We start from the raw sequence: 13,101 nt of genomic DNA, 5'->3' as shown, positions 1-13,101 counted from the left end.
CGCCGCAGACCTGGTCGGCTTGGGCGGACAGCAGGAGGTTGATGGTGTCCTGGAGCATCTGGCGCATCAGATCGGGTGAGGCTTGGGCCAGCAGGTCGTCGAGGTATCCGGTGGGGTCGATATGATTGGGCGCGGAGGCCATCGTTGGTGTCCTTTCGAGGATGTGTAGGAGCTGAGTCGAAAGGTACCGCGGTGGTCTCCTTGCTGGTCGGCAGGGGGGGTTCACCAGGCGGTAGCTGTACACCACACTATTGGACGCAACCAAAACTGCACCGCCCCACCGAAAAGGGATTGCAGGAACTGCACAAGGAACTCAGCGAACGCAGCGCCGGATACGCCGAATCCACCAAAGACTGGACCGACGAAGAAGTAGAAACGTTCACCCGACTGTTCCGCAGATTCAACGAAGGCGCAGAAGCCCGGCGCGGGCGGCCGTGGCCACGGAAGGGTTAGTAGAAGTACGCCGCAGCGTTGTTCCCGCCACGGCACGCAATGAGCGCTTCGGTCTGGTTAACACAGGTCATTTCGTACGTCCCGCCTGTCACCGAACTCCAGATTGAAAAGGTTTGTGGCAGATAGCCTCGGACATTGTCCTTAGTTGAATAGATGTCCTCGATCAACCTATCCGCAATGTCGAAACCGAAATCGCATGAGGTGTTGGCATTAACCGCCAGGACATTCAATCCCCAGCCGCCCTGAGTTCCGCAGACGGTCACCAGCTCGTTTCCGATCATCAACTGATCACCTGGAACGGCATCCACCACGTCGGGCATAGCAGGTTGAGTCTCACTCGGTAGCGGTTCAGTCGGAGGGGCTTCCGCTGAGACCTCAGCGGGTGGAGCCTGAGTCGCAGGCGCCTCGGTAGGCGGCGCCTCGGTTGGCACCTGACTTTGGCTTTCGGTAGCGGGCACCGAGGGGCTCGCACTCGTCGTCACGCGTGTCGACGACGCCGACATCTCCTCAGTCCCGCCGGAACTGTAGGCCGAGCAGCCGCCCACAGCGAGGATCGCCGCAGAGCCCAGAACGAACAACATCGAATGCGCAGCTCACATTTAGATCGCCTCGAATCTAGTAGAAGTACACCACCGCGTTATTGCCGCCTCGGCACGCGATGAGCTCGTAGTTTTCCTTGGTGCAGGTCATGTCGTACGTTTGGCCGGTCACAGGACTTGTCGCTTGGAAGGATTTCGGCAAATGGCCACGGATATTGTCTTGGGTGGCGTTAAGATTCCCGACCATGCCGTCGCTGACCTCATAAGCGAATTCGCAGCTGGTGTTCGCATTGACCGCGATGACGTTCATCCCCCAGCCATCGCCGTTGACGCAGACAGTCGCCTGGTCGCTTCCAATCGGCATCTGGGCACCGGGAATGATCTCGCTGCCGCGAGGCAATGGGCTTTGGCCGCCACTTTGCGGCGGTGTTGTGGGTTCTGTCGCAGGTGGTGTCGTCTGCTCAGACGAGGCAGGAGGCTCGGAAGTCGGTTGCGTGGCTGAAGGTTGGCTGTGGCTTGGGGTTGCAGGCACCGAGGGGCTCGCACTCGCAGTTTCGCTTGTCGACGAAGACGCCTCCGAGCCACCTCCCGACCCATAAGCCGAGCAGCCACCCAAGGCAAGAACTGCCACGGAGCCAAATGCAAACAGCATGGATTGTGCGGTACGCATCGAACTCCCCTTTCACTTAGTAGAAGTAGATCACCGCATCATTACCGCCTCGGCACGCGAACAGCTCCGCGCTTTCCGGCGCGCACGTCAGGTCGTAGTATTCGCCGGTGACAGGACTTTGCACATTGATGGGGCTGCGCAAGAAGTCACGGATATTGTTCTCGGTAGCATTTTGGCCTTCGACAAGCGTGTGATGAGTCGCCACCACAAACTTGCAGCTCGTGTTCGGTCCTGCGGCCCAAACATTCGTGCCCCAACCGTCACCGAAAATACAAACTCTGGCAGGTTCACCGTTGATGATTGTCATGTCACCAGGTTCGAAGGGTCCGTAAGGCAATGCCCCGGTGTCGTTTGTCGTACTGGTTTGCGTCGTGCTGGGGACCTCGGAAGATGTAGTTTCGGACGGTTGTTCCGACGTCACAGGAGCTGACGTAGGAGCTTCAGTCGTACTCGGTTGCGCAGTCGACGAGGGTGCCGCGGAAGCACTCGCGCTCGCCGAGGTTGTCACCTGTGTCGTCGAGGTCGTTGACTCCGAACTTCCACCGGAGTCATATGCCGAACAAGCGCTCAGGGCGAGGATCCCCACCGAGCCAAGTACAAACAGCATGGATTGTGCAGTACGCATCGAAGTCTCCTTGAGCTCGGTGGGTAATTCAAGCAAGAATGTGAAATCCGATAGTACTTAGTTAATACAAAATTAGCCTTCGTTTATTACACGATCGCACGGCCCAAATGTGAAACAAGCCACAGAGGTACCTCGGGCGAACTAGGCTGTGACGCAAGGCACAAACCGACGAATAGCGCGACGGAAACGAGGCTCCCGATGACCAGCAGCGAACTGACTACTTCCCTTGCGAATGAATTGGGCTCAGAAGAAGCTGTCAGCACGCAATTAATCAAACGCGCCGCCTATGCCTCCGACGCCTCGCACTTCTTCCACGTGCCCGAAGCCGTGGTCACCGCCCGCAGTGCCGAGGACGTCGCAGCAGTCTTCCGCGCCGCCAAGAACACAAACACGCCGGTCACGCTGCGCTCGGGCGGCACTTCCCTCTCGGGCCAGGCCTCCGGCGAGGGCATCCTGGTGGACACCCGCAGGCACTTCCGCGGCATCGACGTCCTCGACGGCGGCAAGCGCGTCAAGGTCCAGCCCGGCGCGACGGTGCGCCACGTCAACGCACGCCTTGGCCTCTACGGCTACAAGATCGGGCCGGACCCGGCGTCGGAAATCGGAGCGACGATCGGCGGGGTTATCGCCAATAATTCCTCTGGCATGTTCTGCGGCACCGCGCTCAATACGTACCAAACCATCGAGTCGATGACGTTCGTGTTGCCGTCCGGCACGGTCATCAACACCGCCGACACCGATGCCGACGAGAAACTGCGCACCCTGGAACCACACCTCGCTACAAAGCTAGAAGAACTGCGCGAGCGCGTGCGCGGCAATGCCGACTCCCGGGCGCGGATTGAAAAGCTGTACAGCATCAAAAACACGATGGGCTACGGCATGAATTCGTTCATCGATCATGATCGGCCGCTGAAAATCCTCGAGCACCTCATCATCGGTTCGGAGGGCACGCTTGCGTTCGTCGCGGAGGCAATCTTCCGGACGATTCCGGTGGCACCGCTGGTCACAACGTCGCTGGCAGTGTTCAATTCGCTTGATAGCGCAACGCGCACCCTCCCCGGTCTCGTCGAATCAGGCGCCGCAACGCTTGAACTTATGGACTCCGCCTCCATCAAACGCGGCCAAACCTTCGCCGGGGCACCCCAAGCGATCGCGGGCTTCGAGGTCAACGAGGAAGCCGCACTGCTCATCGAATACCACACCGATGAGCAGGAAAAACTCACCCACTTGGAGGCAGTCGGCGAGCGGATCCTGCAAGAGCACTCCCTCATGCGGCCTGCCACATTTTCCACTGACAAGGCCAGCGCCGCCGAGGCGTGGAGCTTCCGCAAGGGCCTCTACGCGCAGGTCGCAGGCGCGCGGCCAAAAGGCACCACTGCCCTGCTCGAGGACGTGGCGGTACCCGTGACCAAGCTCGCCGATGCGTGCGCCGAACTGCAGGACCTCTTCGCCTCGCATAGCTACGACGACGCCGTCATCTTCGGCCACGCCAAGGACGGCAACATTCACTTCATGTTGTCGGATCGCTTTGATAACAGTGATTCCATGCGCCGCTTCGAGGACTTTCACGAAGGCATGGTCGATCTGGTCCTTGGCGTAGGTGGCAACCTCAAGGCGGAGCATGGCACGGGGCGGGCGATGGCGCCCTTCGTCGAGAAGCAATTCGGCACCGAGCTCTACCAAGTGATGTGGGAGCTCAAGCGCGCGGCCGACCCGACCTTCACCATGAATCCCGGGGTGATTCTGTCGGAGGATAAGGAGTCGCACCTGAAGGACATCAAGCTGCTGCCCGAGGTGGAGCCCGAGATTGAAAAGTGCGTCGAGTGCGGATTCTGTGAGTCCTCGTGCCCGTCGCGAGATCTTACGCTGACTCCGCGGCAGCGCATCGTCGTCAGGCGAGCTCGTGCTCGGGCGCTGGACTCCGGCGATACCGCGGCCGCGAAAGAGTTGGACCGCGACTACGAGTACTGGGGCGTGCAGACCTGCGCCGCCGATTCGATGTGTGCGGTGGCGTGTCCGGTGAATATTGATACGGGCGAGTTCGTGAAGAATTTACGCGCGGATTCTGCGAAGCCGGCGCAGGAACGTGCCTGGGATGCAGCGGCGAAGAATTGGGCGCCGGTCAATCGCGCTGCCTCGCTCGCACTGTCGAGTGCGTACATCATGCCCGAGTCGCTGGTGCGCAAGGTCACCGATGTTGCACGCTCGCTTGCAGGCACCGAGACCTTTCCGCAGTACCAGTCCGAGTTACCGAAGGGCGGTCAGAGGCGCTCGCGGTTCGGGCAGGTGGTGGGCAATCGCTTCGCGGCACCCGTTGGCGTTTACGTTCCTGCCTGCGTGAACTCGATGTTCGGCTCGGGAGTCTCGGACGCGTTCGTCTCGCTTTTGGAGCGCGCCGGGGTGTCCATGATCGTCCCCGACATTATCGACGAGCTGTGCTGCGGGACCACCTGGTCGTCGAAAGGCATGCGGCGGGGGCTTTCCACGATGGAGCGGAAGGTCATCTCGACCCTGACCGAGTCCACCGACGGCGGCCGGCTGCCCGTCATCACCGACGCCTCCTCGTGCACCCAGGGCTTCGTGCACACCCTCGAGGCGGTGGGTATCCCCGTCATGGACGCCATCAGCTTCACCGCGGATTCGCTTATACCTCTTTTATCGGGTTCGCCCGTGGGCACTGTCACCGTGCATCCGACCTGTTCAGGGGAGCATTTATCGCTTCACGATGACACCCTTGCTCTGGCTTCGTTCGCCGCCAACGAGGTGCATGTGCCGGAAAACTGGGGCTGCTGCGGCTACGCCGGCGACCGCGGAATGCTGCACCCGGAACTCACTGCCTCTGCAACCCAGTTGGAGGCTACCCGCGTGGCTGAATTCTCTACTGACTACTACGTATCCACCAACCGCACCTGCGAACTCGGCATGACCCGGGCGACCGGGCAGGAGTACAAGCACGTGCTGGAGCTGGTGGAGTTGGCGACGCGGGGTTAGCACAGATTTAGAATCAACCAACCGGGTTCAAAGGCCCCTTTAGGTCTGATATCCCAGGCATTATTTCAGTGTGGTCGATTCCAAAATCGACCAACCGCGCAGCATCACCAGTGATCCATGCGCGAGATCCCCGTGCTCACGTTCTCCCCCGCCGAAGCAGCGAACGTGACGTCTCGCAGCGCCGACAAAAGCACTGCGTAAGGATCACCCGAATCATCCTGGGCGCGGAACGCTACGTGCAGGTCTGGTCGAACCAGCACCATGCCGGAGTCGGAGACCTCGCGCTGGCGGGCCCAGTCGTCGTAAAGATCGTCGAATTCCTGGCCCGGGCCGATCTGGTGCACGCGGACTTCGTAACCCAATTCTGAACTGACCCGGCGCGCGGCATCCACCCACGCGGTACCGTTGTTACCGGTCAGCACGGTAAATAGGCCACGCCCGCAAAGGTCGAAGATGGAGCGACGCGGCGCACCCGCAACGCTGGTGTTCGCAACCCACGCATGTGGCAGGCGCGCACCCGGCCAAGTGGTGGCCTGGTAGTAGAGCTCGGGATCGCGCTCATTAACAGGCTCAGCAGTACCGTCAGATTTCACCGCCCCCGACTGGTAGCGCTGGCCCAGTTCCACACCAAGCGCGTTGAACTCGTAGTTCTTCAGCTCAAGGGCACTACGAAGCTGAGCCCGGCTCTCCTCGCCTCGCGCGCTGTTTTCCTTGCGCACATCCATAGCTTCACGCAATTCAGCATCACTCGCGCCCTCCTCAAGCCCAAGCGCCGAGAAGATCTGACCGAACTCGTCGATCGACTTGTTAGCGCGGCGCACAATCTGGCGGGCAACGGGGACGCGCTCGTCGTTATAGGTTTCCAAAAGCTCAGGGCCGGCTTGGCCACGCAGCACCATCGCCAGCTTCCACGCCAGGTTGTAGGAATCGCCCACCGAGGTGTTGGAGCCCAACCCGTTGCTTGGCGGATGGCGGTGCACGGCATCGCCGACGCAGAACACGCGGCCCTTGGAGTTCTGCTCCGCGTAGACCTCGTTGACGGTCCACAGGGAGTAGTCACGGACCTTAATCTCTAAGTCGGGCAGGCCAACGAGGCCGCGGACGATGTCGGCAGCGGATTCGTCGTTAAGCACTGGAGGCTCGCCGTTGATGTCGTAGCCCCAGGTCACAAGCCACTGGTTCCATGGCTCGACCATGCGCACGAGGCCCAGGCCAATGCCGCCGACGGACGCGCCCGGCTGCAGCACCCAGTAGAGGGTGGACTGGCGATTCTCGCAGTATTCGGTCAGATCCATGTCGCACCAAATATTCATGGAGCCGGACTTGCCCATCGCGCCGGAGAGCGGCAGCCCAATCTGCGAAGCCACCTGGGAGCGTCCGCCATCGGCGCCAATCATGTACTTGGAGTGGATGGTGTACGTGGAATCGGAGAGCCGATCGCGCACGAGGGTGTGCACGCCTTCGTCGTCTTGCACCACCGCGAGGAACTCGGTGGACCAGCGGAACTTGGAGCCACGCGACATGGCGGTGCGCACGAGCAGCGGCTCGAAGCGGGTCTGCGGAATGTCGCAGTTCATCGAGGGCGAGGCCATCTCGTAATCCGCGTGGCGCTGCGGGTGCGTGCCCCAGGAACGCAGGCGTCCGAATTCCTCGCCCGCGATAGCGGTGCAGAATACGGTCTCGCCGATCATCTCGTGCGGAGTGGAAATCGCCTTCGTGTCCTCCTCGATACCCATGTCGCGCATAATTTCAACGGTGCGCTGGTTCGTAATGTGGGCGCGCGGTGTGTTCGCGGTGTTCGAGTACTTGCTCACCACCACGTGGTCAATACCGTAGGACGCGAGAAAGAGCGCCGCCGACGAGCCCGAGGGCCCGGAGCCGACGATCAGAACATCGGTAGTGATATCACCAGGTTGAAACGAAGTAGATGGCGTAGTCATGGTTTTCTCCAGTCAGTTCTGTGGGGCGAGGACGATGTCGAAGGTGGTGCGGGCCCAGTCGCGGTCGAGCTGGCGGCCGTCAGGGGTGGGAGTGGATGCGTCTTGTTGCTCGAACTTCTTGATTAGCGAGTCCTTCACACCGAACACGGAGTCGCCGATCTCGAGCTGCGGGTCGCCGTCGACGAAGATGTGAGTTACTAGTCGACGAAGCCCCGGCGCGTCCACCATGAAGTGCAGGTGTGCCGCGCGGACTGGAGATCGGCCCGTGGCCTGCAACATTTTGCCTACTGGGCCGTCGTGAGGAATCGGGTAAGGGGTGGGCGTCAGGCCCCAGAATCCGTAGCGCCCCTCGTCGTCGCTAAGCAACCATGCCCTACCCGCGGCTTCCTGGCCTTCGTATTGGACGTCGTAGAAGCCGTCGTCGTCGGCCTCCCACACGTCGATGCGCGCACCCGCGACCGGGTTGCCCTCGGTGTCCTTGACTGTGCCTTCCACCCAGCAGGGCTGGCCCGACATGCCGCCGGAGATGTCGCCTCCATACTCGATTTGCGGAGCGTCGTCGACGAAGAAGGGGCCGAAGACGGTGGCCTCGGTGGCGTCGCCGTAGGCCTCGTTGTTCACGGCGATGGTCATCATGGAGGCGCCGAGGACGTCGGAAAGCAGGACGAATTCTTGGCGTTTGTCGTCGGTAATGTGCCCACAATCGGTGAGGAAGGCGATGGCCTTGTCCCACTCTTCCTCGGTGAGGCGCACGTCGCGGATGAAGGCGTGCAGGTGCGTGGTCAGCGATTGCATGACCTGCTTCAGGCGCGGGTCCTCGGTGTTCTCGAAAGAATTGAGAACGCGTTCGGTGACGTCTTGTTCGATAGCTTGTTGATCCATGGTTTTCTCCTTAAAGCGCGTTCTTCAGCAGCTCAGTGATGTTTTCTGCGGTGACTTCGACCGGGTTGTCTTTGGGCGCCACGGCGACGATGCGCTCAACGGCCTCCGGAATATCCGATTCCTTAAAGCCGATCTCGGCCAGGTGACGAGGCGCTCCGATGCGCTCATAGAGGTCCTCGAGGCCCTCGACTGCATCGGTGCCGAAGACCTCGGCCAGGCGGTCAACGTGCGCGCGCTCCCCCGCCGCGGCATTGAAACGCAGCACATTCGGCAGCACGATCGCATGCGTTTCGGCGTGCGGCAGATTAAAAGTTCCGCCGAGCACGTGGCAGATCTTGTGGTGCAGGCCGGAGCCCGCCGACGAAAAACTCAGCGCCGCAAGGTAGCAGCCGGCCAGGGTTTCCTCGCGGGCTTCCACTTGGTCCGCGCCTTGGGCCTCAACTAACGACGACAACCCGTCGCGCAACATCCGTGCGCCTTCAAGGGCGTGAGCGCGGTTAATGGGATCCGCCTTCGGCGCCCAGAGCGAATCCACGCAGTGCGCCATGGCGTTGAGGCCAGAGGCGATGGTCATCTCGGTGGGAAGCGTGGCCAGCAGCTCGGAATCATAAACCACCACTTTCGGCAGCACCTTAGAGTCAATGCCGGTGGTTTTCGTGCGGTCCTCCGTCATGCCCCACACGGCCGTGGCTTCCGAGCCTGCGTAAGTGGTGGGTACGGCGATAATGGGCAGGCCGCTGGTCAGCGCCACTGCTTTAGCAAGGCCGGTGGTAGAGCCGCCGCCGACGGAAATCAGCACGTCCACTTTGTTTTCCGCTGCGGCTGCGCGCGCTTCCTCGGCCTTTTCCACGGGCACGTGCATGACCACGTCGTTGAATTCCGCCGCGAGCTCGATGCCCCCAGTGACTCGCTTGGCTAGTTCTTCCTCTCGCTCGGAGGCGATGAGCAGCGGCCGTTTTGCCCCGAGCTCCTCGATGGCCTCGCGGACGTTGGTGGCAGCATCGCCGGTACCGAACCGAACTACTTGCTCTAGTAGGTGATGGTTGAATTTAAGTTGTGTCACGTTGTCTCCCTCTCTGTAATGCAGATCACTACAAGTGAGAGTATCCGTGGGGATGGTATAAATCGAATACCAATATTTCGAGAGGGGTATAAGTTTTCAGTATGGACTATCGCCAACTGCGCTACTTCCGCGCCGTCGTGGAAAACCGTTCCTTTTCGGCTGCGGCCAAGGCCCTGCACATGACCCAGCCGTCGCTCAGCCTGGCCGTGCGCGAGCTTGAAAAAGAGTTCGGCGCTACCCTGCTCAAGCGCGAGCACCACGGCGTATCCCTTACTCCTGAGGGCACGATTGTGTACGAGACCAGCAAAAATCTCGACGAACAGTTGGAACAGACCAAGGACGCCGTAGCCGCACTTCGCGACGGCACTTCCGGCTCCGTTCGCCTCTCCATCGCCCCCGAATACAACTGGTCCGGGCTGGCCGAGCTGATCAATCACGTGCGCGAAGGTGCGCCGTCGCTCGAGATCACGATTTACGACCCCGACCCCACCCAAAGCATCGACAATATCTACCAGGGCAGAGCCGATATTGGCATCATCCCGAATTCGAATCCCGCAGCGTTTATGGACCGCCACACTTCTACATTCGACGTGCTCACTCTCAAGGTCCTGCCCCTCGCGGTGGCGGTGCCGAGTGGCTGGAATCTTGGCGAGGGGCCTTTGAGTTTGTCCTCGCTTACCGATTATCCGTGGCTCATCCCGGTGGCCAACGTCTGGTTCGAGGGCCTTCCCGAGATCCTCGAGCGCGAGTGGGCCGCGGCGCCCGAGACCTATCCCGAAAGCGTAATCCAGGTGGCCACGTTGCAGACCGTTTTGCCACTGGTCGCCTCCGAGGCCGGCATTGCCGTGGTCCCCGAAATCACGGAGACGATTGCTCCCCGTGGCGTGTCTATTTACCCGCTAGCTAACGACATCGCTCCTCTGACCTTGCTGGCGTTCTGGAATAAGAAGCGCACGATTACACCTGCTACCCAGCGCTTTTTGGACGCGCTGGAGGAGCTACACTCGGAGGGTTAGGGATGGTTGGGGTTTGGTGCTTTGCGACGAGGGTGTGGTTCACGGGACAGACTTCTCATAGTTAGTGCACACAAACTTCCCGCAACATCTAAAATAGTCCCAATCCATTTGTGAACATTTGAGCGAAGCCTGTACCAGCTATGTCGTTCCTTTAGTAAATAGTGAGAATATGAGCCGATCGCATGCTAATCAGGTCCCTTCCGGAAACGGACTAGAGGGCGATACCCCTGAACTGGGCAGCCAGGACGTCAACGCAGCTCTCCTACTGGCTAACCAGGAGGAAACTACTCCTGGTCGGCTTTCAGCAGCAAGGCAAGCGCTCACCATACCTCTGGAAAAGGCGCAACGAATTGAATCTGCAGCAGACATCAAGCGAACCACGATCGCTGATTTGCATGTCACTACTGAAGGCTACGAGCAGATCTTCTCAATCTTGTCCGACACCGTGCGCGCGAATATTTCCTACCCGGATGTGGCAAAGCCAATTCTGGAGAACAACAATCTAGTTCTTCTCACGGGCCTAACGGGACATTCGTTGCTGAGTCCTGATGGCTCATTTTGGGATTCGTGGTTCAACAGGCTGGGGCTTCCCACCACTGATTGGTTGGTCAATTTCATCCGTGTGCGCCTGAAAAACTGGCTGCAGTCCCTCGAACTCGCTACTTTCGACGATGCCGATCTCAAGGGAACTGACTACGTCTCATTAATCAGGCTCCACGCCGGATTAACCGCCAGCGATGCCATCTTCTTACATCAGCGCCTGCAAAGTCAGAAACAGGCTGGTTCACCTTTTAACTCGGAGACTGAATTCGCCTCCGCGATGATCAACGCGGGTGAAGGAAACTCTGAGTTCCAACTAACTTCGTCGCTCTCGAACCTGGTGACGTTTAGTCGGCAGCGCGCCAACGACATTTTCCAGCGCGTTTTTGAATTGTATGAGCATTCCGAAGCCCATGGTGGCTGGGGAAATGTCGTTGATTTCGAAGGGACTCACAATCTTCCAGAGCCCACGTTCGCAGCGCTGACAAAGCTCTTCTCTGGTGAGTCAATTCCTGAGCTTGAAATTCCTGATAGCGTCAAACTCTCCAAAGTCGCCACTGCCCCAACCATTGCTTTTGACCTCGAACTTTTGGAAGCTCAGGCAGTATTGGGAGCGATTCCAGCTGGAAACTCAGTTACCATTTCAGACTTTGAGCGCACGCTACTTTTAGACAGTGTCCCTAAAGAGGTTCGCCAACGCGCAAACTTCACACATGGTGGGTTCGAAGAACTGCGTGTTCCTATTCAGTCCCCGATTACGCACCTTTCAGAACTTGTTGCGGGTAAAGAAGTCAACAAAGTATCGGTAATCTCCGACGATCGCCCATATCTTCTCTTGCGCGCTGATGGATCGTTGCACCGCGATCAAACGACTTTGCACGGGGAATCGACGATCTTTTTAGTTCGTGAGAGTGCCACAATCACGGCGACGCCAGCTACCACTGCGCCGACTGTTATTGGCGAGGTAGTCGGTTGGAAAGGCTGGCGCCTGCTCAGAATCCAATTGGATAGTGTTCGATCCATCAGGGTGCATGACCAGAAATTTTCGAAGAGTCTGCCGGTCAATCGGGAAACACGGGTTCTTTGGGATTTCGAAGACTGCCATCTCGAGAATGTTTATGGTGCCCCAGGCGTTCTGGTTCTGAATCAAATTCCCCGTGTAACTATTCCAGAAGATTCGAATGAATGGCGCTTGGACTACTTTGTTGAGTCCCCCTCTGGCAAGGCAATTGCACTCGATTCCTACGAGGTAGAAGATGAACTTCGCGGTGTGGCTTTTCCTGTCCTTGACGCTGCCGATGAACCCTGGATCGGAAAGATCCGCGTCGATGTCTACCGCAACGATTTGAAGTACCAGTCAAAGAATCTGTTTTTGGCTGAAGACCTAGAAGCTCGTATCGATATTTCTCGGCAAAAAGACAATGGTGGATTCCGCTTCCTATATTCCAATGGGAACAATCAGGTTCAGTTGTCTGGAACGACAGTTGAGTTTCGTCATTCTTCATCTTCCAAGATCAAGTTGCCTCAAGGCAATCATGCCATCGAGGACGGTAACGGTCAGCGTAGTTTCCCCGTTGGGCTTCGCAACGACGATAACTACAGTCTTGACGTCGCAGTTACTGCGCCGACGATGCGGTTCCAAATTCCGCTTGCCGACGATGTCGCGTCTTGGTCTACCGCGCACCAAACAATTAGTACTGACGAGGTCGAGTCCACGGGTGCATTTAAGGTCCGCTTTCCCATCAAGGTGCACGACCCAGAAATTCAGATTGCCGATGCACGCGGAATCCAGGCTTCGCGCCCAATTCCCCTTACCAGTACAGGTGCAAGGAACGAATGGGCATGTTCTGCATCGCTGATCCTAGACCGCATTAAGAATAGTTCGGAACACTCAGTTCGAGTCGTCTGGTACACGCGTAGCAAGAGGTCACACGAATTTCGGTATGTGAACGACCGTACGCGTACGGTACCCAGAGAACGCCCCATCAGTGGCCCAGCACATCTTTCAACGTTCACTAAAAAACGACTCATTACGAACGCAGTCCTCGAAGGAACTACGTTAAGCCTTACCTTTGGCCGCCAACCCATGTCCGGTTGCGTCCAATAGTGTGGTGTACAGCTACCGCCTGGTGAACCCCCCCTGCCGACCAGCAAGGAGACCACCGCGGTACCTTTCGACTCAGCTCCTACACATCCTCGAAAGGACACCAACGATGGCCTCCGCGCCCAATCATATCGACCCCACCGGATACCTCGACGACCTGCTGGCCCAAGCCTCACCCGATCTGATGCGCCAGATGCTCCAGGACACCATCAACCTCCTGCTGTCCGCCCAAGCCGACCAGGTCTGCGGCGCCGAATACGGCACCACCAGTGACAACC

11 protein-coding genes and 2 pseudogenes are annotated in these 13,101 nt (G+C 59.0%); 6 read left to right on the top strand and 7 right to left on the bottom strand.

What is annotated here, in order from left to right:
- Positions 1–142: pseudogene (locus tag A37O_RS16490) on the bottom strand (IS256 family transposase); the annotation flags it as partial.
- 149 nt (positions 143–291) lie between these two features.
- On the opposite strand from A37O_RS16490, the gene A37O_RS16485 reads away from it, so the two are divergent.
- Positions 292–453, top strand: coding sequence for a hypothetical protein (locus tag A37O_RS16485; RefSeq protein ID WP_156802540.1), 162 nt, complete (start codon positions 292–294; stop codon positions 451–453).
- Here A37O_RS16485 and A37O_RS16830 read toward each other — a convergent pair.
- The 3 genes from A37O_RS16830 to A37O_RS15050 are packed head-to-tail and all read right to left on the bottom strand — an operon-like array spanning position 450 to position 1,969.
- Positions 450–1,034: a hypothetical protein gene (locus A37O_RS16830; protein ID WP_018296998.1), complete on the bottom strand. Its 585-nt coding sequence runs from the start codon at positions 1,032–1,034 to the stop codon at positions 450–452. The genes A37O_RS16485 and A37O_RS16830 overlap by 4 nt on opposite strands.
- A 34-nt stretch (positions 1,035–1,068) precedes the next feature.
- A complete protein-coding gene (locus A37O_RS16825) occupies positions 1,069–1,662 on the bottom strand; it encodes a hypothetical protein (protein WP_245533817.1) in 594 nt (197 codons plus the stop codon).
- A gap of 16 nt (positions 1,663–1,678) precedes the next feature.
- Positions 1,679–1,969: a hypothetical protein gene (locus A37O_RS15050; RefSeq protein ID WP_018296995.1), complete on the bottom strand. Its 291-nt coding sequence runs from the start codon at positions 1,967–1,969 to the stop codon at positions 1,679–1,681.
- Positions 1,970–2,006: 37 nt separating this feature from the next.
- Here A37O_RS15050 and A37O_RS15045 point away from each other — a divergent pair, with 37 nt between their 5' ends.
- Together A37O_RS15045 and A37O_RS0108065 are read left to right on the top strand one after the other, a co-directional pair.
- On the top strand, positions 2,007–2,348 hold the full coding sequence (locus tag A37O_RS15045; protein ID WP_018296994.1) for a hypothetical protein: 342 nt from the start codon (positions 2,007–2,009) through the stop codon (positions 2,346–2,348).
- A 137-nt stretch (positions 2,349–2,485) separates the two neighbouring features.
- Positions 2,486–5,278 carry an FAD-binding and (Fe-S)-binding domain-containing protein gene (locus A37O_RS0108065; RefSeq protein ID WP_018296993.1) on the top strand — a complete coding sequence of 931 codons (2,793 nt, stop codon included), beginning with the start codon at positions 2,486–2,488 and terminating at the stop codon, positions 5,276–5,278.
- Between the two features lie 104 nt (positions 5,279–5,382).
- Here the strand turns inward: A37O_RS0108065 and A37O_RS0108060 are convergent, their stop codons facing one another.
- The 3 genes from A37O_RS0108060 to A37O_RS0108050 are packed head-to-tail and all read right to left on the bottom strand — an operon-like array spanning position 5,383 to position 9,163.
- On the bottom strand, positions 5,383–7,218 hold the full coding sequence (locus A37O_RS0108060; protein ID WP_018296992.1) for an FAD-dependent oxidoreductase: 1,836 nt from the start codon (positions 7,216–7,218) through the stop codon (positions 5,383–5,385).
- Between the two features lie 12 nt (positions 7,219–7,230).
- Positions 7,231–8,100 carry an intradiol ring-cleavage dioxygenase gene (locus A37O_RS0108055; RefSeq protein WP_018296991.1) on the bottom strand — a complete coding sequence of 290 codons (870 nt, stop codon included), beginning with the start codon at positions 8,098–8,100 and terminating at the stop codon, positions 7,231–7,233.
- A gap of 10 nt (positions 8,101–8,110) precedes the next feature.
- Positions 8,111–9,163, bottom strand: coding sequence for a maleylacetate reductase (locus A37O_RS0108050; RefSeq protein ID WP_018296990.1), 1,053 nt, complete (start codon positions 9,161–9,163; stop codon positions 8,111–8,113).
- Positions 9,164–9,264: 101 nt separating this feature from the next.
- Between A37O_RS0108050 and A37O_RS0108045 the strand changes: the two genes are divergently transcribed.
- The 3 genes and pseudogenes from A37O_RS0108045 to A37O_RS16480 all read left to right on the top strand — a co-directional run.
- The gene (locus tag A37O_RS0108045) at positions 9,265–10,179 is read left to right on the top strand and encodes a LysR family transcriptional regulator (protein WP_018296989.1); all 915 of its coding nucleotides are present in this window, start codon (positions 9,265–9,267) and stop codon (positions 10,177–10,179) included.
- Positions 10,180–10,348: 169 nt separating this feature from the next.
- Positions 10,349–12,826: a hypothetical protein gene (locus tag A37O_RS0108040; RefSeq protein WP_018296988.1), complete on the top strand. Its 2,478-nt coding sequence runs from the start codon at positions 10,349–10,351 to the stop codon at positions 12,824–12,826.
- Positions 12,827–12,932: 106 nt separating this feature from the next.
- A pseudogene (locus A37O_RS16480) lies at positions 12,933–13,101 on the top strand (IS256 family transposase); the annotation flags it as partial.

This window comes from Corynebacterium lubricantis DSM 45231, from assembly GCF_000379425.1.
Classification (GTDB): domain Bacteria; phylum Actinomycetota; class Actinomycetes; order Mycobacteriales; family Mycobacteriaceae; genus Corynebacterium; species Corynebacterium lubricantis.
This window is presented reverse-complemented; position numbering and strand designations above follow the sequence as displayed.